23 protein-coding genes are annotated in these 18,219 nt (G+C 65.0%); 8 read left to right on the plus strand and 15 right to left on the minus strand.

Annotated features, from left to right (window positions below; translation table 11 throughout):
- Positions 1 to 562 (plus strand): extensin family protein (locus AX735_RS16185; RefSeq protein WP_066282349.1); only part of this gene is annotated, 562 nt, incomplete at its 5' end.
- Positions 563 to 587: 25 nt separating this feature from the next.
- On the plus strand, positions 588 to 1,457 hold the full coding sequence (locus AX735_RS16190) for an LOG family protein (protein WP_066282353.1): 870 nt from the start codon (positions 588 to 590) through the stop codon (positions 1,455 to 1,457).
- Between the two features lie 4 nt (positions 1,458 to 1,461).
- Here AX735_RS16190 and proC read toward each other — a convergent pair whose 3' ends face one another.
- The 5 genes from proC to AX735_RS16215 all read right to left on the minus strand — a co-directional run bounded on the left by proC (position 1,462) and on the right by AX735_RS16215 (position 4,835).
- The gene (gene proC / locus AX735_RS16195; protein ID WP_082751161.1) at positions 1,462 to 2,265 is read right to left on the minus strand and encodes a pyrroline-5-carboxylate reductase; all 804 of its coding nucleotides are present in this window, start codon (positions 2,263 to 2,265) and stop codon (positions 1,462 to 1,464) included.
- A 115-nt stretch (positions 2,266 to 2,380) separates the two neighbouring features.
- Positions 2,381 to 2,884, minus strand: coding sequence for a YbjN domain-containing protein (locus AX735_RS16200; protein WP_023839217.1), 504 nt, complete (start codon positions 2,882 to 2,884; stop codon positions 2,381 to 2,383).
- A gap of 139 nt (positions 2,885 to 3,023) precedes the next feature.
- Positions 3,024 to 3,293, minus strand: coding sequence for an accessory factor UbiK family protein (locus tag AX735_RS16205; protein ID WP_066282360.1), 270 nt, complete (start codon positions 3,291 to 3,293; stop codon positions 3,024 to 3,026).
- Between the two features lie 89 nt (positions 3,294 to 3,382).
- On the minus strand, positions 3,383 to 3,952 hold the full coding sequence (locus AX735_RS16210; RefSeq protein WP_066282362.1) for a TspO/MBR family protein: 570 nt from the start codon (positions 3,950 to 3,952) through the stop codon (positions 3,383 to 3,385).
- A gap of 103 nt (positions 3,953 to 4,055) precedes the next feature.
- Complete coding sequence (locus AX735_RS16215; protein WP_066282363.1) at positions 4,056 to 4,835, minus strand: TlyA family RNA methyltransferase; 780 nt, start codon at positions 4,833 to 4,835, stop codon at positions 4,056 to 4,058.
- A gap of 884 nt (positions 4,836 to 5,719) precedes the next feature.
- Here AX735_RS16215 and AX735_RS16220 point away from each other — a divergent pair.
- The gene (locus AX735_RS16220; protein WP_066282364.1) at positions 5,720 to 5,995 is read left to right on the plus strand and encodes a hypothetical protein; all 276 of its coding nucleotides are present in this window, start codon (positions 5,720 to 5,722) and stop codon (positions 5,993 to 5,995) included.
- 180 nt (positions 5,996 to 6,175) lie between these two features.
- Here the strand turns inward: AX735_RS16220 and AX735_RS16225 are convergent, their stop codons facing one another.
- Positions 6,176 to 7,174 carry an adenosine kinase gene (locus AX735_RS16225; RefSeq protein ID WP_066282366.1) on the minus strand — a complete coding sequence of 333 codons (999 nt, stop codon included), beginning with the start codon at positions 7,172 to 7,174 and terminating at the stop codon, positions 6,176 to 6,178.
- A 125-nt stretch (positions 7,175 to 7,299) separates the two neighbouring features.
- Here AX735_RS16225 and AX735_RS16230 point away from each other — a divergent pair, with 125 nt between their 5' ends.
- Together AX735_RS16230 and AX735_RS16235 are read left to right on the plus strand one after the other, a co-directional pair.
- The gene (locus AX735_RS16230; RefSeq protein WP_066282413.1) at positions 7,300 to 7,980 is read left to right on the plus strand and encodes an EI24 domain-containing protein; all 681 of its coding nucleotides are present in this window, start codon (positions 7,300 to 7,302) and stop codon (positions 7,978 to 7,980) included.
- Entirely contained in the window at positions 7,980 to 8,342 is a 363-nt protein-coding gene (locus AX735_RS16235) for a hypothetical protein (RefSeq protein ID WP_082751162.1), read from the plus strand. The genes AX735_RS16230 and AX735_RS16235 overlap by 1 nt, the downstream gene beginning before the upstream one ends.
- On the opposite strand, the gene tatC is transcribed toward AX735_RS16235, so the two are convergent.
- The 9 genes from tatC to AX735_RS16280 form a co-directional block, all read right to left on the minus strand.
- On the minus strand, positions 8,343 to 9,164 hold the full coding sequence (gene tatC, locus AX735_RS16240; RefSeq protein WP_066282372.1) for a twin-arginine translocase subunit TatC: 822 nt from the start codon (positions 9,162 to 9,164) through the stop codon (positions 8,343 to 8,345).
- A complete protein-coding gene (gene tatB / locus AX735_RS16245) occupies positions 9,161 to 9,544 on the minus strand; it encodes a Sec-independent protein translocase protein TatB (RefSeq protein WP_066282374.1) in 384 nt (127 codons plus the stop codon). The genes tatC and tatB overlap by 4 nt, the downstream gene beginning before the upstream one ends.
- A 49-nt stretch (positions 9,545 to 9,593) precedes the next feature.
- A complete protein-coding gene (locus tag AX735_RS16250; protein ID WP_066282375.1) occupies positions 9,594 to 9,842 on the minus strand; it encodes a twin-arginine translocase TatA/TatE family subunit in 249 nt (82 codons plus the stop codon).
- Between the two features lie 30 nt (positions 9,843 to 9,872).
- A complete protein-coding gene (gene scpB / locus AX735_RS16255) occupies positions 9,873 to 10,496 on the minus strand; it encodes an SMC-Scp complex subunit ScpB (protein ID WP_066282376.1) in 624 nt (207 codons plus the stop codon).
- A complete protein-coding gene (locus AX735_RS16260) occupies positions 10,493 to 11,317 on the minus strand; it encodes a segregation and condensation protein A (protein WP_082751163.1) in 825 nt (274 codons plus the stop codon). The genes scpB and AX735_RS16260 overlap by 4 nt, the downstream gene beginning before the upstream one ends.
- Positions 11,314 to 12,321, minus strand: a complete 1,008-nt coding sequence (gene nagZ / locus AX735_RS16265; RefSeq protein ID WP_066282378.1) for a beta-N-acetylhexosaminidase — start codon at positions 12,319 to 12,321, stop codon at positions 11,314 to 11,316. Before nagZ ends, AX735_RS16260 begins: the two co-directional genes overlap by 4 nt.
- A gap of 33 nt (positions 12,322 to 12,354) precedes the next feature.
- Positions 12,355 to 12,981: an SPOR domain-containing protein gene (locus tag AX735_RS16270; protein ID WP_066282380.1), complete on the minus strand. Its 627-nt coding sequence runs from the start codon at positions 12,979 to 12,981 to the stop codon at positions 12,355 to 12,357.
- Between the two features lie 48 nt (positions 12,982 to 13,029).
- The gene (argS, locus tag AX735_RS16275; RefSeq protein WP_066282384.1) at positions 13,030 to 14,754 is read right to left on the minus strand and encodes an arginine--tRNA ligase; all 1,725 of its coding nucleotides are present in this window, start codon (positions 14,752 to 14,754) and stop codon (positions 13,030 to 13,032) included.
- Between the two features lie 199 nt (positions 14,755 to 14,953).
- Positions 14,954 to 15,619, minus strand: a complete 666-nt coding sequence (locus AX735_RS16280; RefSeq protein ID WP_066282386.1) for a hypothetical protein — start codon at positions 15,617 to 15,619, stop codon at positions 14,954 to 14,956.
- 181 nt (positions 15,620 to 15,800) lie between these two features.
- Between AX735_RS16280 and ispH the strand changes: the two genes are divergently transcribed.
- The 3 genes from ispH to rnhA are packed head-to-tail and all read left to right on the plus strand — an operon-like array spanning position 15,801 to position 18,213.
- Positions 15,801 to 16,766, plus strand: coding sequence for a 4-hydroxy-3-methylbut-2-enyl diphosphate reductase (gene ispH, locus AX735_RS16285; RefSeq protein ID WP_066212659.1), 966 nt, complete (start codon positions 15,801 to 15,803; stop codon positions 16,764 to 16,766).
- Positions 16,766 to 17,737 carry a homoserine kinase gene (gene thrB / locus AX735_RS16290; RefSeq protein ID WP_066282388.1) on the plus strand — a complete coding sequence of 324 codons (972 nt, stop codon included), beginning with the start codon at positions 16,766 to 16,768 and terminating at the stop codon, positions 17,735 to 17,737. Before ispH ends, thrB begins: the two co-directional genes overlap by 1 nt.
- 35 nt (positions 17,738 to 17,772) lie before the next feature.
- Complete coding sequence (rnhA, locus tag AX735_RS16295) at positions 17,773 to 18,213, plus strand: ribonuclease HI (RefSeq protein WP_066212669.1); 441 nt, start codon at positions 17,773 to 17,775, stop codon at positions 18,211 to 18,213.
- The last annotated feature ends 6 nt before the right edge of the window (positions 18,214 to 18,219 follow it).

An 18,219-nucleotide genomic window follows, 5' to 3' on the forward strand; every position in this document is an offset into this window, starting at 1 on the left:
GCCGCTCGCCGACACGCGCCAATGCCTCAGCCAGCTCAGCCAGGCCAAGGTCCGCTTCACGCCGGTGCCCGATCAGACCTTCGGCGCAGGCTGCTCGCAGCTCGGCAGCGTGCGCCTCTCCGCAATCAGCCTGATGGAAGCCAGCCGCGGGCGCAGCGAGCTGGCGATCAGCAATATCGGCCCGGTGCGCTGCGAACTGGCGCAGCGCTTTGCCGGATGGGCGCAATATGGCATTGCCCGCGCCGCCGAGCAGATGCTGGGCAGCCCGCTCGTCAAGATCGAGACCATGGGCAGCTATTCCTGCCGCAACATCGCCGGCTCGCTCAAGCTCTCGCAGCATGCGCATGCCAATGCCATCGACATTGCCGGGTTCGTGCTGGCCGATGGCCGCCGCATCTCGGTGAAGGACGGGTGGAACGGCAGCAATCAGGAGCGCGCATTCCTGCGCACCATTCATGCAAGCGCCTGCAAGCGCTTCGGAACGGTGCTGGGCCCCGAATACAATGCCGCGCATCGCGATCACCTGCATGTCGACATGAGCGGCCAAGGCTATTGCCGATAAGGCGATCGCCCCTTAATTGCGGGCGATGACCAAGAAAGACCTGACCGAGCCGCGCTTTCGCCGCGCCGCCGAAGACGCCAAGACCGCCGAACGCGCGGTTCACGACACCCCCCAGACCCAGGACCCGGCCTACCGGCTGGCCTTTGGCGACACCGAATTCCTGTTGCGCCAGGAATTGCGCCCGGTGCGCTTCCAGCTGGAACTGCTCAAGCCCGAGATGCTGCTCGAAGAGGCCGGAATCGGCTCCACGCTGGTGATCTATGGCTCGGCACGCATCCCCGCGCCCGACAAGACCGAAGGCATGGTCGAGGCCGCGCGCAGCCCCGAGGAAAAGAAGGTTGCCGAACGGCTGGTGGCCAAGGCGAAATATTATGACGAGGCGCGCAAGCTCGCGCAGCTGGCCAGCGAGTGCGGCGTCGTCGAGGACGGCAAGCGCCAGTTCGTCGTCTGCTCGGGCGGCGGCCCTTCGATCATGGAAGCCGCGAACCGCGGCGCGGCCGATGTCGGCATGGATTCGGTGGGGCTGAACATCGTGCTGCCACACGAACAGGCACCCAACCGCTATGTCACCCCGCACCTGTCGTTCCAGTTCCACTATTTCGCGCTGCGCAAGATGCACTTCCTGCTCCGCGCCCGCGCGGTCGCGGTCTTCCCGGGCGGCTTCGGCACGTTCGACGAATTCTTCGAGCTGCTGACGCTGATCCAGACGGGCAAGATGGCGCCGATCCCCATCATGCTGTTCGGCAAGGATTTCTGGAACCGCGTCGTCAATTTCGAGGCGCTGGCGGAGGAAGGCGTGATCTCGCCGGGCAATCTCGACCTGTTCAGCTTTGTCGAGACGGCGGACGAGGCCTGGACGAAGATCCGAACCTTCTACGACCTGCCCTGCGGCTGAGCGGTTACTGACCCAGTTCGACGCTGCGCTTCGCCGCCGCTGCCACGGCTTCGGCCACCAGCCGGTCGAGCGCGGCGTCGGCATCGAACACGTTGAGCGCGGCGCGGGTGGTGCCGCCAGGACTGGCAACGCGTTCGGCGAGCGCGGCAGGGCTCTCGTCGGAACGGTGCGCCAGCTCGGCCGAACCGCGCACCATCGCCATCGCGAAGCGCGCGGCCTGGTCTGCGGGCATGCCGAGACCTTCCGCCGCCTTGCCCAGCGCGTCGATGAAGCGGAACAGATAGGCAGGGCCCGAGCCGCTGAGCGCGGTGACAAGGTGCATCTGCGCCTCGTCGACCAGCCATTCGGCGGTGCCCAGCATGCCGAACAACGATTCGAGCCCGGCGCGGTCGTCATCGTCCAGCCCGTCGGCATAGAGCGCGGTGACCGACTGGCCGATGCTGACCGCCATGTTTGGCATGATCCGCGCCACCGCGCGGGCGTGCGGAAGCGCAGCGCGCAGCCCCGCGCATTCCACCCCCGCAAGCATCGAGACGACCAGCGCCCGCGACAGGTCGATCCCCGCCAGCTGTGGTGCGACATCGCCCAGCATCTGCGGCTTGATTCCCAGCAGCAGCCAGTCGGGCGCGGAAATGCCGGGATCGATCTCGGTCAGGTGGCGGACCCCGGCGGGCAGGTCTCGAGGGGCGGGATCGACCACGGTAACGGTTGCGGGATCGAGCCCTTGTGCAAACCATCCGCGCAGCATCGCACCGCCCATGTTGCCCGAGCCGATAACCAGCAGGGATTGGGGAAAAACGCTCAGCACACCTAACTCCGTTTGTCCCGAGCGTGTCGAGGGACGTTGCGCAACCGTTCCCGATACCGTCCCTCGACTTCGCTCGGGACAAACGGATGAGGGTCAGGCGTCAGCCCTGTAGCGCTCAAGCCTCGCCCTGGGTGTCGATCAGCGCCGCCGCCAGTGCTTCCTGCGGGCTCTTGTCGCCCCAGAGGATGAACTGGAACACCGGATAGAAGCGGTCGCACTCGTCGATCGCCGCCTCGACCGCGAGCTGCGCCTGGTCGAGGCCGAGCATGGCATCACTGCCCAGCATCATGCCGTTGCGATAGAGTACGACGCCGCTGTTAGACCAGATGTCGAAATGGCCCAGCCACAGCTGCTCGTTGATCAGCGCCAGCGCCTCGCAGATGACCGCGAACTTGTCGTCGGGCACGCGGATGTCGGGCATGGCAAGCAGCTGCAGCACATTGTCCTCGTGCCGCCAGATCGCGCGCAGCTGATAGCTGGTCCAGCTGCCCTTGACCTCGGTCAGCAGCTCGTCCTCGCCCACCATCTCGCACGGCCAGCCGCGCGCTTCGAACAGCGCGGCCAGCATGTCGACCGGCGCGGCTTCCTCCCGATCCAGGTCAAGCTGCTGTTCGTTCATGAAATTCCTTTCGCGCCCCATGGCACATGTTCCAAGATGACCCGATGCCCGGTTGCGCGCAATGGGCGGACGATGGGCCACCGTCCGCCTTGTCTCGAAGTCTGTTCAAAAACTGTGGATAAGCAGGGTTGATCCGACCTTACTCGCCGCCACCCGCAGCCCTGGCCGAAAGCGCCGCTTCCAGCGCCGCGACGCGTGCGGCCAGGCTGTCCGCCTCCTCGCGCGCCTTGGCGGCCATTTCCTTCACCGCCTCGAATTCCTCGCGGCTGACGAAATCGAGACCCGCAATCCACTCGCGGGTGCGCTCGCGTGCGCTCTCGCCCGCCTCGCGGCTCATGCCTGCGACGGTACCGGCCAGGCCGTTGATGAACTTGGCGAAATCGCCGCCGAATTCGGACTTGTTCTGCATGTCTTACTCCTTGGGGAAAGACGCGTCCCGCGTCCACATGTCCCGCACATCTAGCATGTGGGGACCATCAGCGCCAATCGCAACCGGCCTTACTGGCTCGGCGGGGCGAGCTGGATGCGCTGCGCATCGCGCGGCACCACCAGTTGCTCGGCATCAGGGTTGAGCTCGTCGATCTGCTTGTTGAGCACCGAGGCAAAGCACAGCCAGGCGAGATAGGGCACCATCAGCCACGCGGCGAGTGGACGGATGCGCCCGAACACGATCGTCGTGGCAAAGGCCGCCACGAACACGCCGACCAGCAGGTAGAACGCGCCCGACACCTGGTGCATGCGGAAGAAATAGATCGGCCAGGCGAGGTTAAGCGCGAGCTGGACGAAGAACAGCAGTACCGCAAGACCGCGCAGGCGCGCACCGCGCGCGGTTACCACCACGGTCAGCGCAAGGCCCATCATGACGTACAGGATCGACCAGGCGATGCCGAACGCCGCACCCGGCGGCTGCGCCTCGGGCTTTACCAGCGCCTGGAACCAGCGATTCTCCTCGCCCGATCCGGAAAAATTGCTGACCCCGAAGCCGAGCAGAACGACCAGTGGCACGAACAGCAGCGCCCAGCGCACAAAGGCGAGGCGAAGCTGCATGGGAGAGGCAATTTCATTCATCGAGGCGGATTCTCCTGCCCAGAAAAGGGCTTGACCCTTCGCATATCGGATTCGTTTGGCGCACGCCAGCAGGGTTTACCAAGGTTTTCCGTGCCGTTGCGGGTCAGCAGCTGCGCCCTTTCTGCGCTGCGACGAGGAATTCGATATTGCCGCTCGGGCCCGTAATCGGGCTTTGTGTCAGCCCTGTGACCGGCCAGTCGATGCTCTCCAGCCAGCGCATCACCCGGTCGCACACCGCCGCGTGCAGCGCGGGATCGCGCACCACCCCGCCCTTGCCGATCTGGTCCTTGCCGACCTCGAACTGCGGCTTGATCAGCGCCGCGAGCCACGCGCCTGGCTTCGCGAAGGACATCGGCACCGGCAGCACCTTGTCGAGCGCGATGAAGCTCGCATCGCACACCACGATATCGATGGGGCGGGTGATATGCGCGTCGGTGAGGATGCGCGCGCTGGTCTGCTCGTGCACCGTCACCCGGTCATCCTGGCGCAGCTTCCAGGCGAGCTGGTTGGTGCCGCTGTCCACCGCGAACACATGCGCCGCGCCGCGCGTCAGCAGCACATCGGTAAAGCCGCCGGTGGACGATCCGACGTCGATCGCGGTCATGCCGGTCACATCAATGCCGAAATGGTCGAGCGCATGCGCCAGCTTGATGCCGCCGCGCGACACCCAGGGGTGATCGCGCCCACGCACCTCGATCGCGGCATCGCTCATCATCGTCTCCCCCGCCTTGGCGACCTTGCGCTCGCCCGCGAAGACCAGCCCCGCCAGGATCAGCGCCTGCGCGCGCGAGCGACTCTCCGCCAGCCCGCGATCGACCAGCAACTGATCGATGCGCGCCTTGCGCGGTTTGTCGGGCGATGGGCGGGGGTTCTGCTCGGCCATGGGGGCGGTTCTTAACCGCGCGCACGGCGTTTTGCGAGCGCGAGATGGTTACCCGGAAAAAAATGAAATACAAGACTTGCCGTGGCGGCAGTGATGATTCACATAAGGGGTGCAAGGAATACAGATCGTCAGAAACCCCAGTAAAATCGGGTTTTTGCGAATGGCCCTTCACTTGGTTTCAACATAGCGAAAGGAGGTGATCCGATGTCTCATGGTTCAGCACGAGGGTCGGTCAAGTCCATTCGGAGTGTTCGCGGCTGATAGCCTTCTGCCCTTTGGTCAGGGCAGGCGCTTTCAACAAGCGCGACATACACTTCGAAGGCGGCACTTCCGGCCGCTGACCATGTGATGGGCCGCGCGGGGAGCTGAGACTCCCGGCGGCCCCTCTCATTTCATGGTTGCCCCAGGCGTTGAAGCGTCATGCTCCGCTGCGGGTTTTGTTTTTCCAGACCATCGTTATCCGTCACCCCCGCGCAGGCGGGGGTCCCGCTTTTATAAACAGCGGCAGCGCAAAAGCGGGATTCCCGCTTTCGCGGGAATGACCAATGAGTGGCCTTTCAGAAACGCCTCATCCGCACACCCTACCCCCCTCCCTGCAAGGGAGGGGAACGCACTCCGGTCCATTGTTGTAATCCGGCCATTCCGCGGAAATGCCGCTACCCACCCCCGCTCAGCCTGAGAAGCGGGCTTCAGCCCGCGTCGTCGAAGGCCCCGCGCCCACGCTGGCCGTATCGCGGGGCATTCGACAAACTGACGCTGACCGGATAGGGGTTTCAGCTTTGGCGATGCCTTGTAATATACCTGCCAATCAGCAAGCGACCCCGTTGCAGACGTGGTAGGGTGGGTTACAAGTCCTCGTCAGTCAAATGCCGAGGTGTCAGCTTATGGGCTATTCCGATCAGGAGCAGCAGCAGCTTGCGCCAAGGTCTGTGTCCTACATTGCCATATTGGGGCTTGCAGCTGTGGCTTTGGCGGCATTTCTAATGTTCGGATTTGATGCAGCGGCTGACTGGATAGGTCTGAGCAAGGGTAGCGGCTTCTTTTTGGCCGGAATGCTCCTTCTATTGAACGCAATCTTGGTTGTCGGCTTCGCTATTGATCTAGTGATTTATTGCCTTCTAAGGTTATTGCGACACAGCAGATACGTTAACAAATTGTGATCGACAACTTCTCGAAGAACCACGAAATGCGATTGCCCGCTAACCACACAGCTTGCTACAATGATTCAATGAGTAAAGCCTGCCAAACGGAGGCATGACCAGAAGCCGCAAAACGCTGCGGCTTCCGGCTACCATTCCAATGTGTCAGCTGTCCGGCGATCATCCCCGGATCTTGCACCCTCAGCCCAGCTTCTGCGCCACCAGCGCCTTCAGGTCCGCCGACGAGCGCGCGCCGAAGTGCGAGATGATCTCGGCGGCGGCGATGGCGCCCATCCGCAGCGACGTTTCCACGTCGCGGCCCTGCGCCTGTCCTGCCAGGAAGCCGGCGGCGAACAGGTCGCCCGCGCCGGTGGTGTCGACCACCTTGTCGATCGGCTCGGCGGCGACGGCGTAGCGCTGGCCGTCATGGATCGCGATCGCGCCCTTCTCGCTGCGGGTGACGACCAGGGTCGGCAGCTTGGCCGAAACGCTGGCGACTGCCGCCTCGAAATCGTCGACCTCAGCCAGCGAGCAGATTTCGGCCTCGTTCGAGAACAGGATGTCGATCTGGCCCTTGTCCAGCAGATCGAGGAAATCGGCGCGGTGGCGGTCGATCACGAACGCATCGGACAGGGTGAAGGCGACCTTGCGACCGGCCGAGCGGGCGGCATCGATCGCAGCGCGCATCGCGGCGCGGGGCTCTTCGGGGTCCCACAGATAGCCTTCGAGATACAGCACCGCCGCATCCTGGATCATCGCGGCGTCAAGCGCGCTGGCGGGCAGGAACTGTGATGCACCGAGGAAGGTGTTCATCGTGCGCTGGCCATCGGGGGTCACCAGGATCAGGCAGCGCGCGGTCGGCACTTCGCTTCCGACGCGCACGGGCGTTGCATAATCGATGCCGAGCGCGCGCACGTCATGCGCGAAGACTTCGCCGAGCTGGTCGTCGGCGACCTGGCCGATGAACGCGCACTTGCAGCCCATCGCCGCCATGCCGGCCAGCGTGTTCGCCGCCGAACCGCCGCTGATTTCCTGCGCCGGGCCCATCGCCTGGTAGAGCGAGGTCGCACGGTCGGCATCGATCAGCATCATGCCGCCCTTGGTCAGGCCTTCCTTTGCCAGCAGCGCATCATCGGCGGGGGCCATCACGTCGACAATGGCATTGCCGATGGCGAGGACGTCGAAACGGGGGCTGGTCATGAAGGCTGTGCTTTCGATCTGGCGGAAAAACGGTTGCCGCGCGCCTATCGACTTGAAGCCAGCGGTTCAAGCCCGAATGCGGCGCGATTGACCGGGCAGGCGAATTGCCCGACACAGGCGGCACGATGCTGAACGCGTTTTTCAAGAGCCTGGGCCAGCTGGGCGACCGCGCGATCCTGGGCGCGCTGTTCTGGACGATCCTGTGTGCGGTGCTGATCTTCGTCGCGACCGGATGGGCGCTGTGGCAGGGCCTGGCTTGGGCGATGGTACAATATGGCGGACCGCTTTCCGACTATGCCGCGTGGACCGGCGTGCTCGCGGCGGTGGCGACGATCATCGCCTTCTGGTTCTGGTGGCGTGTGGTGGCCATCGCGGTGCTGCAACTGTTCGCCGACCGCATCGTGATCGCGGTGGAGCGCAAGCATTACCCTGAAGCCGCCGCAAGCGCGCGCGACCTGCCGATCGGCCCCTCGATCGCGATGGCGCTGCGCAGCCTGATGCGTGCGCTGCTCTATAACGCCATCGCGCTGCCTTTTGCGTTGATACTGCTGTTCACCGGGGTGGGCGCGCCGATGCTGTTCCTGGCGGTCAACGCGGTGCTCGTGGGGCGCGATCTCGACGAGATGGTCGCGGCGCGGCACCCGCATCTGGGGCTCGAACGCGCATCCCGGACCAGCCGTTTCGTGCTTGGGCTGGTTGCCAATCTGCTGCTGCTGGTCCCCTTGGTCAATCTGCTCGCGCCGATTATAGCCGCCGCGATGGCCACGCACCTTTTTCACCAGCGCGCGGCCGGGGGGAAGGTCTGATGCGTTATCCTGTCGTGCTCGCGCTCAGCGTTGGCCTCGCCGCCTGTGCCGCGCCGCAAAAGACGGTCGCACCGGTGCGCCCCACGCTCCCGGCGCGCAGCACGACCTTGCCGACCAAGGGGCTGGAGGCGGTGCTGGGCAAGGGCCAGCGCGATCTCGAGCGGATGTTCGGCACGCCCCGGCTCGACGTACGCGAATTCGACGCGCGCAAGCTGCAATTCGTCGGCAATGCCTGCGTGCTCGACGTGTTTCTCTATCCCGAAGGCGCAGGGGGAGCGCAGATCGCGACCTATGTCGATGCGCGGCGCAAGGACGGCCAGTCGGTAGATCGCGCGGCGTGCGTGGACGCCTTGCGCAAATAGCTATTCGGCGGGTTCCGACTGAGCAGCCGTTGGCGCTTCGGTGCCTTCCTCGGCAGGCTTATCCTTCACCGCCTTGCGATCGGTGAACCAGATCGCAAGGATGCTGAGCTCGTAGAGCAGGACCAGCGGGATCGCGAGCATCAGCTGCGAGACGACATCGGGCGGGGTGAGCACCGCCGCGACGATGAACGCGGCGACGATCATGTAGCGGCGCAGACTGATCAGTTGTGCGCGGCTGACGATGCCGGCGCGGTTGAGCAGCATCAGCAGCACCGGCAGCAGGAAGCTGATCCCGAAGGCGAGGATGAACTGCATCACCAGCGAGAGATACGCGTCGGTGCTGGGCAGCGCCTCGATCGACAGACCGCCCGCCTGGCCCTGGAATTTCAGGAAGAAATGGAAGGCCGTGGGCATTACCACATAATAAGCGAGCGCCGCGCCAGCTGTGAACAGCACCGGCGTCGCGAACAGGAAGGGCAGCAGCGCGCGCTTTTCCTGGCGGTAGAGCCCCGGCGCGACGAACGCCCAGAGCTGGTTCATGATGACCGGGAAGGACAGACAGAAGGCGGCGAAGATCGCGACCTTCACCTGCACGAAAAATGCCTCGTACAGCTTGGTATAGACCAGCTTGCCGCCGCCATCGCCAAAGGCTTCCTTGAGCGGCACGACGAGGAACGAGAAGATATGCTCGGAAAAATAGAAGCAGACGCCGAACGAGACCAGCAGCGCGATGACGCAGCGGACGAGGCGCTGGCGCAGTTCGATCAGGTGATCGAGCAGCGGCGCGCGCGAGGCGTCGATATCGTCCTCGGCCGCGCTCATCGCTCACCCTCGGTGACGGGCGCAGCGGGCGCTGCGGGTGCAGCAAGCGCAGCGGGAGGCTCGGGCAGCGGTTCCATCGCGGGGGCTGGCTCGGGTGCTGGCGTCGGCGACGAAGCTGCAACCGGAGCGGCAGAGGGATTGGCGGCGGCATATTCGCGCATGATGCGCTCGTTGTCCGCCTTCCACTTCTTTTCCATTTCCTCCAGCTCGACCTCGCGCACCATCGCGTCGATGCCGCTGCGGAAATGGCGCGCCATACCCTTGGCCTTGCCGATCACCTGCCCAACCTTGTAGAGCGCGCGCGGCAGATCCTTCGGGCCGATCACCACGATCGCCACGATGACAATCATCAGCAATTCGGTCGATCCGATGTCCATCATGACATGGTCACGCCTTCATGCGGGCCGGTGCGCCAGACCAGCCGAACAATCAACCGGGCTTGCGCTCTTCGGTCGTGCTGGTCGCAGTGCCGTCGATGGTGCGCGCCGGAGTCGCCTCGATCTGCGCCACGGGGCGCACGGGCGGGGCAGGCTGGTCGTCATCGTCGGCCATGCCCTTCTTGAAGCTCTTGATGCCCTTGGCAACGTCACCCATGATCGAGGAAATGCGTCCGCCGCCGAACAGCAGGACGATGATGATCAGCACGATAACCCAGTGCATCAGGGAGAAGGATCCCATGGCAAATCTCCTGAAGGCCTCGGCGGCTATCTAGTCCCCCTCGCCCGGCATTTCCAGCAATGAATCCGATTCTTCGGATAAGTCGTCCGTAGTGTCGGTGCCCAGCGCGCCTTCGAGGGCGAGATCGACCGGATCGAGCAGCCCGGCAGCCTTGAGGTCTTCCAGACCCGGCAGATCGCGGCGGCTGGACAGACCGAAATGGGTGAGGAACGCGGGCGTCGTGGCATAGATCAGCGGCCTGCCCGGCACCTCGCGACGCCCGGCGGGCGCGACCCAGCCCTCTTCCATCAGCACGTCGAGCGTGCCCTTGCTCACCTGCACGCCGCGAATCGCCTCGATCTCGGCGCGGCTGACCGGCTCGTGATAGGCGATGATCGCCAGCGTCTCGGTCGCCGCGCGCGACAATTTGCGCGTCTGCTCGGTCTCGCGCCGCAGCAGCCAGGCGAGATCTGGCGCGGTCTGGAAATGCCAGCGCCCGCCGCGCTCGACCAGCTCGACCCCGCGCCCGGCATAATCGCTGGCAAGCCGTTCCAGCGCGCCCGCTATGTCCGCCTCGTCGCCGATCTGCGCGCGGAGCTGTTCCAACGTCTGCGGCTCGGTCGCGGCGAACAGCGCCGCTTCCACCGCCCGCACGACGGGATCGGGCCCGCTCATCCGGCCTTGCGCACCTGAAGCGGCGCGAACGCCCCTTCCTGCGCCAGTTCGACCCGCCCCTGGCGCGCCAGTTCGAGCAGCGCGAGAAAGGTCGAGGCCTTGGCCGACCGCCTGAGCTGCGGATCGGCGGTCTCGGGCAGAAAGGCGCTGAGTTCGGTCCAGTCGAGCGCGGTGCCGAGCATGAACGACAGACGAGCGAGCGCATCTTCCAGCGTCATCACCTTGCGCGATTTCACCATGTGCACCACCGGCTCGCTGCGCTGCTTGACGCGACCATAGGCGCTCAAGAGGTCGAACAGCGAGCAATCGTGCCGCGTGCGGGTGAGCAGCCGCAGCCCCTCGGCCTGGCCATGGGCAAAGACATCGCGGCCCAGCCGGTCGCGCCCCAGCAGCCGCGCCGCCGCCTCGCGCATCGCCGACAGGCGTTGCAGACGCAATTGCAACCGCAGTGCGAGCTCTTCGGGTGAAGGCTCAACCTCGGGATCGCCGGGCAGCAGAAGCGCGGACTTGAGATAGGCGAGCCAGGCCGACATCACCAGATAATCGGCGGCGAGTTCGAGCTTGAGGCTGGTCGCGCTCTCGATAAAGCCGAGATACTGGTTGGTGAGTTCGAGGATCGAGATCTGGCGCAGATCGACCTTCTGCCGCCGCGCGAGATCGAGCAGCAGATCGAGCGGACCTTCCCAGCCATCGACATCGATCAGCAGCGCCTCGGCCGCCGCGGTCGCGGCGGGCACGGGTTCACGAAAGAAGATATAGTCGCCCCCCGCCGGATCGAGCGCCGATGGCGGCGCGCCGGTGATGAGGTCGGTCTCGTTCACGCCAGCGCCAGCAGCGCGTCGCGCCGGGCGATCAGCTCCGCCTGATGCGACCAGTCGGTCACCGGGGCGATCGCGGCCTTTGCCTGGTCGAGCCGCGCGCGCGAGGCGTCCGAGATGTCGGGAAGCGCGTTCACGATGCCGATCATCTCCTCCATCCGCGCCCAGCAGTTGAGCGCGATGTCGCATCCCGCGGCAACCGCGCGGGCGGCGCGGTCGGGCACCTCGCCGGCCAGCGCCTTCATGTCGAGATCGTCGCTGAGCAGCAGTCCGTCAAAGCCGATGCGCTGGCGGATGATATTCTGAATGATCCACTCGGAATGCGTCGCGCAGCGCTTCTGGTCCCAGGCTTCGAAGAGGATATGCCCGGTCATGCCGATCTCGGCCTGGTTGAGCGCGCGGAACGGGGCGATGTCCTGCTCCAGCTCGGCCTCGCTGGCGGTGACGCGCGGCAGTTCCATATGGCTGTCGACCATCGCGCGGCCATGGCCCGGCATGTGCTTGATCGTGCCCAGCACCCCGCCCCTCTTCAGCCCGTCGAGCACCGCGCGGCCCAAAGCGGCCACCCGCAGCGGTTCCTGGCCGAGCGCGCGGTCGCCGATCGCGGGCGTGCCACCGGGAATCGCGACATCGAGCAGCGGCAGGCAGTCGACGGTGATGCCGACCTCGGCCAGATCCAGCGCCAGCGCCTCGGCATTCGCCCGTGCCGCCTCGATCGCGCTTGCCGGTGCAATGTCGTAAAGCTTGTCGAATGCCGCGCCGGGCGGAAAGGCCAGCCATTCGGGCGGCTTCATCCGGGAAACGCGCCCGCCCTCCTGATCGATCAGGATCGGCAGCCGGTTATCGCCGTGCAGATCGCGCAAACTGTCGGTGAGCGCGCGGACCTGCGCGCGCGTGTCGATATTGCGCCCGAACAGGATATAGCCCGCAGGTTGGCTGTCCTTGAAAAAGGCGGCTTCGTCAGGCGACAGTCTGTGGCCGGCAAGGCCGAAGATAACGGGCTTCATGCGCCCCGGTTTACGACCGGACCGCCCGGTAAATCAACGCACGACGAGGCAGTTTTGCCCAGCTTTCTTCAGCTGGTCGCAAACCTGGTTCGCACTGGCGGGGGTGTCGAGCACCACGCTCAGGCGGAACACGGTTCCGCCATCGACCGTCGCCTGGACGATGCGGCGGTTGAGGCCCGAGAGCACCTCGTGCCGCTGGGTGAGCTTGCCCCAGCCGTCGAGCGCGCTGGCCTCGTCGGTATAGGCGCCCAGCTGCACCAGCGCACTGCCCGCAGGCGGCGGGGCGCCTGCAGCGTCGGCAAGCTGGCCGGTCGGCTGCTCGCCCTGGCTGACCGCAAAGCTCGAATCGCCGGTGCCCTCGACCTTCTGTTCCTGGCTGTCCTTGGGGCGCACCTTGTAATCACCCTTGGGCGCAGCGATCAGGCTGCCATCGCCTTCTGGAGCGCTGCCCGATCCGCCGAGCCAGTAGATGGCCGCAAGCACGATCGACAGTCCGACCAAGCCCATCAGGACAAATCCGAGAATCCGGGCGCCATTGCCGTCATTCGACGGCACGTCATCGACAGATTCGAGCCAGGGCAGCCGGTCGTCATCGGCGTCCAGCCCGAGCGGCTGGTCCCTCAGCTCGCCATCCATGCCATCATCCAGCCGGTTGCTCATCGATCCGCCCCATATTCGCGCAAGTGCCTGGCCCCAGCAGGCGCGGCGTCACATCTGCGTCGCCGCCTCCACCGCCATCAGACCCAGGCCGTTGGCGATTACCTGCCCGATATTTGCGGCCATGAAAAGCCTTGCGCCACTGGTCTCGGGGTCATGCGCCAGAACGATACGCTTGTCGGTGCGATCGTTGCCCAGATTGAAGAACGCATGGAAGGCGGCTGCCAGATCGCCCAGATAGAAGGCGATCCGGTGCGGCTCGCGGTTGAGCGCGGCAGCTTCGACGATGCGCGGGAATTGCGCCGCAAGCGCGATCAGCGCCTGCTCTTCGGTGCCCAGCGTGTCCAGATGCTCGGCCGACGGCGCAAGCCCCTCGCCTGCCGCCTTGCGCAGGATCGAATGGATGCGCGCATGCGCGTACTGCACATAAAAGACCGGATTGTCCTTCGATGCCTCGACCACCTTCTCGAAGTCGAATTCCATCTGCGCATCGGCCTTGCGGGTCAGCATGGTGAAGCGCACGACATCCTTGCCGACCTCGTTCACGACATCAGCCAGCGTGACGAAATTGCCCGCGCGCTTGGACATCTTGAGCGGCTCGCCGCCGCGCATCAGCTTGACCATCTGGACCAGCTTGACGTCGAACCGCGCGGCATCGTCGGTCAGCGCCGCGACCGCCGCCTTGATCCGCTTGACCGTACCGGCATGATCCGCGCCCCAGATGTCGATCAGCTCGTCGGCATCCTGCAGCTTCTGGAAATGATAGGCGAGGTCCGCGCCGAAATAGGTCCAGCTGCCGTTCGACTTGCGGATCGGGCGATCCTGATCGTCGCCGAACGCGGTCGAGCGGAACAGCGGCAGCTCGACCGGCTCCCAATCCTCGGCCACCTTGCCCTTGGGCGCTTCGAGCACGCCGTCATAGACCAGGCCCTTTTCGCGCAGCACGGCTTCGGCCGCCTCGGGCTTGCCCGCTGCCTGCAATTCGGCTTCGGACGCGAACACGTCGTGATGGATGCCGAGCAGCGCGAGATCCGCGCGGATCATGTCCATCATCGCGGCGACCGCGCGCTTGCGGAAGGAGGCGAGCCAGTCGGCTTCGGGCGCGTTCGCCTGGGCATCGCCGAGCTCGGCGGCGAGTTCCTTGGCCAGCGGCACCAGATAGTCGCCCGGATACAGGCCCTCGGGCATCTCGCCGCTTTCCAGGCCCAGCGCCTCGCGATAGCGCCAGTGCACCGAACGCGCGAGCACATCGACCTGGCCGCCTGCATCGTTGATATAATATTCGCGGATCACCTTGTGGCCCGAATATTCGAGCAGGGTCGCGAGCGCATCGCCGACCACCGCGCCGCGGCAATGGCCCATGTGCATCGGCCCTGTCGGGTTGGCCGAGACATATTCGATGTTCACCGTCTTGCCCGCGCCGAGCTGCGAGCGTCCATAATCCGCCCCCAGCGCGGCGATGGCGTTCAGTTCGTCCGCCCAGACCGAGGGCGCGAGGCGCAGGTTGAGAAAGCCGGGTCCGGCAATCTCGACCCCGGTGACCGCATCGATCTTGCCCAGTTCCGCCGCCAGCGCCTCGGCCAGCGCACGCGGATTGGTGGAAGCAGGCTTGGCGAGCACCATCGCGGCATTGGTTGCAAGGTCGCCATGCGCCGGATCACGCGGCGGCTCGACGGTCACGGCAGTGCGATTGAGCCCCGCGGGGAGCGTGCCGGCGGCTTCCAGCGCGTCGAGCGCTTCATGCAGATGCTGGGTGAAACGGGTGTAGAGTGTCATGATGTTGGCCTTGTCATCCAGACTCCTCGCCCCTTCAGGGGAGAGGACAACGAGACTTGGCCTGCTTGCAGGCCTAGTCGCAGTCGGAGAGGGGCAAGAGCGAACCGCCAGCGCGGCTCCCCTCTCCAACATGGCCTAGGTCAGCAAGCTGACAAGGCCATGTATCCTCTCCCCTGAAGGAGAGAGGACTGCGTGAGATTCATCGGGTCGCGTTATATTGCAGCTGTTCCTGGGTCAGCTGAAAGCCGAGCAGGAGTTCGAAACTGGTACGCTGCAATGCGGTGCGCACTTCGGGGATCGACAGCGGATCGATCGCCGCATCGGGATCGCCCGACTTGCGGCGGCGGGTGATGCGTTCGCGAATGTCCTCGGGCAGCGTTGCTGCCGCCTTGTTGATATAGCCAGCACCGCTCGCCTGGGCCTGCGCGCGATATTCGCCATCGGCGAAATTGAGCGTCACCGAACCCAGCCGCTTGGCAACGACGGTGTTGCCGCCGCGCATGATGGTCGAGAAATAGGGCAGCGTCACCGTCCGTGCGCCCCGGTTGTCGCTGCGCCGCGCCAGCACGTCGAACGTGGCGGTCGCATAGATTTCCGCGCCGGTCTCGTCGCAGGCCGGACGCACATTGGTGATGGTGGCAACGACGTCGATCGCAGCGGCATCGCGGCTGCTCGGCGGATTGAACACGGTCACGTCGCCGGTATGTTCGGGGATTGCGGTATTGGGGCAGGCCGATAGCGAGGACGTCACGCCCACGCCCGTATCCACCACCAGCTGGTTCTTTTCGGCGCAGCCCGCAAGACCGAGCAGCGCAAGCCCCGCCCCCATGATGGCGATCGACGGTTTGATGGGCAGATTGGGCATATGCAAACAGAAATCCTTCGAGGCCACAGTGCATCGCTCCTTATCTGCCGACGCCGCGCGGCGCAACGGCCAGATTTGGCGCACCTTCCCGGCGCAATATGGGCAGGCTTGCCGGGACAGGCTTCCCACCAGCCCCCGCTTCGCCTAAGAGTCCTGACGAACTACGAAAGCCTTTCTGAACATGAGCGAAACCGCCAAGCCTCCGCTTCTCGTCAAGATCGCATCGCCGCGCGGCTTTTGCGCGGGCGTCGATCGCGCCATCGAGATCGTGGAGCTGTCGCTCCACAAATATGGTGCGCCGGTCTATGTCCGGCACGAGATCGTGCACAACAAGTTCGTCGTCGACAGCCTGAAGGCCAAGGGCGCGGTGTTCGTCGAGGAGCTGGACGAGGTGCCCGATGGCGTGCCGGTGGTGTTCTCCGCGCACGGCGTGCCCAAGGCGGTGCCGCACAAGGCGGCCGAGCGCGGTCTCAACTATCTCGACGCGACCTGCCCGCTCGTTTCCAAGGTCCACCGCCAGGCCGAGCGCCAGGTCGAGGCGGGACGCCACATCATCTTTGTCGGCCACAAGGGCCATCCCGAGGTGGTCGGAACCTTCGGCCAGGTCGAGCCCGGGCACATGACCCTGGTCGAAACGGTCGAGGATGTCGGGAAGCTGGCATTCGAGGATGAAACCAAGCTCTCGTTTCTCACCCAGACCACGCTGTCGGTCGACGATACCGCCGAAATCATCGCTGCGCTGAAGGCACGCTTCCCCGCGATCGTCGGCCCGAAGGCAGAGGATATCTGCTATGCCACCAGCAACCGCCAGGCTGCGGTCAAGGTGATGGCCGATGACTGCGATCTGGTGCTAGTGATCGGCGCACCCAACAGCTCCAACTCGCTGCGCCTGGTCGAGGTCGCCGAGCGCGAAGGCACCCGCGCCAAGCTGATCCAGCGCGCGGTCGAGATCGAGCTGCGCTGGTTCGAAGGCGTCAAGACGCTGGGCCTGACCGCCGGGGCGAGCGCACCCGAAATTCTGGTGCGCGAGGTCGTAGACATGCTGGGCCGCCATTTCGACGTCACCGAAGAACGGGTCAAGACGGTGGACGAGCGCATCACCTTCAAGCTGCCGCGCGCCCTGGCCAGCGAGGCCGATGCTGCCTGATGGCCGTCTATACGCATGTCAGCGCTGAGATGATGGCGCGGTTTCTGGACGACTATGACACCGGCGAGCTGATCAGCTTCAAGGGCATTGCCGAAGGCGTCGAGAACAGCAATTTCCTGGTCGAGACGCGCGGCGGCAAGGATGGCCATCGCTTCATCCTGACGCTCTACGAAAAGCGCGTCGATCCGCAAGACCTGCCCTTTTTCATGGCGTTGCTCGATCATCTGGCAGCGCGCGGCTGCCGCGTGCCGCGCGCGATTGCCGATCGGGGCGGCGTGCAGATCCGCGAGCTCGCCGGACGCCCCGCCTGCCTGATCGAGTTTCTCGAAGGCATATCGCTGACGGCCCCCAGCCCGGCCCAGGCGTATGCGGCGGGCGAGGCGCTGGCGAAGATGCACCATGCGGTCGCGGATTTCGGCGGCGCGCGGGCCAACAGCATGGGGCTTGCCAGCTGGCACGATCTGGCAGGCAGATGCGCTGGGCAGTGGCAGCAGATCGATCCGGCGCTGGAGGGCCTGGTGGAGAGCGAGCTTGCTTTTCTCTCCTCACATTGGCCGCATGACCTGCCGCAATCGGTGATCCATGCCGATCTGTTCCCCGACAATGTGCTGATGCTGGGCGATCGTGTCTCCGGGCTGATCGATTTCTATTTCTCGTGCCGCGATGCACGCGCCTATGACCTTGCGGTGACGCACAGCGCCTGGTGCTTCTCGCCCGATGGCCGCAGCTTCGATTCGGCCGTTTCGGAGGCGCTCTTGCAGGGATATCACGCCAATTTGACGCTGAATCCCGAGGAAATACAGGCGCTTCCCATATTGGCACGCGGATCGGCGCTCCGCTTCACTCTGAGCCGCGCTTATGACTGGATTAATACGCCGCCCGATGCTTTGGTGACGCGCAAGGATCCGATGGCCTTTGCCCGGCGGCTGACATTCTATGCGGACCCTGCGCATGCGGGGCTGTTCGGCTGACCGGCCTATCGGTCTGGGGCATGGATAGAGCAGAGATGAAGACGGTCGAAATCTACACCGATGGCGCGTGCAAGGGCAATCCCGGCCCGGGAGGCTGGGGCGCGATCATCCGCTATGGCAAGCACGAAAAGGAATTGTCGGGCGGCGAGCGCGACACGACCAACAACCGCATGGAGATGATGGCGGCGATCCGTGCGCTCGATACGCTGATCGAGCCCTGCCATGTGCTGCTCTATACCGACAGCAGCTATGTGAAGGACGGCATCACCAAATGGGTCGATGGCTGGAAACGCAATGGCTGGCAGACCGCCTCGAAAAAGCCGGTGCGTAATGCCGATCTGTGGCATGAGCTGATCGGCGCGGTCGCGCGGCACACGGTTGAATGGCACTGGGTCAAGGGCCATGCCGGCCATCCCGAGAACGAGCGCGCTGACCGGCTGGCGAGCAATGCTGCCGAAGCGATCATGCGGAGCTGACGCGCC

The sequence above is a fragment of the Blastomonas sp. CCH1-A6 genome, from assembly GCF_001556365.1.
In the GTDB taxonomy this organism is placed as follows: Bacteria; Pseudomonadota; Alphaproteobacteria; order Sphingomonadales; family Sphingomonadaceae; genus Blastomonas; species Blastomonas ursincola.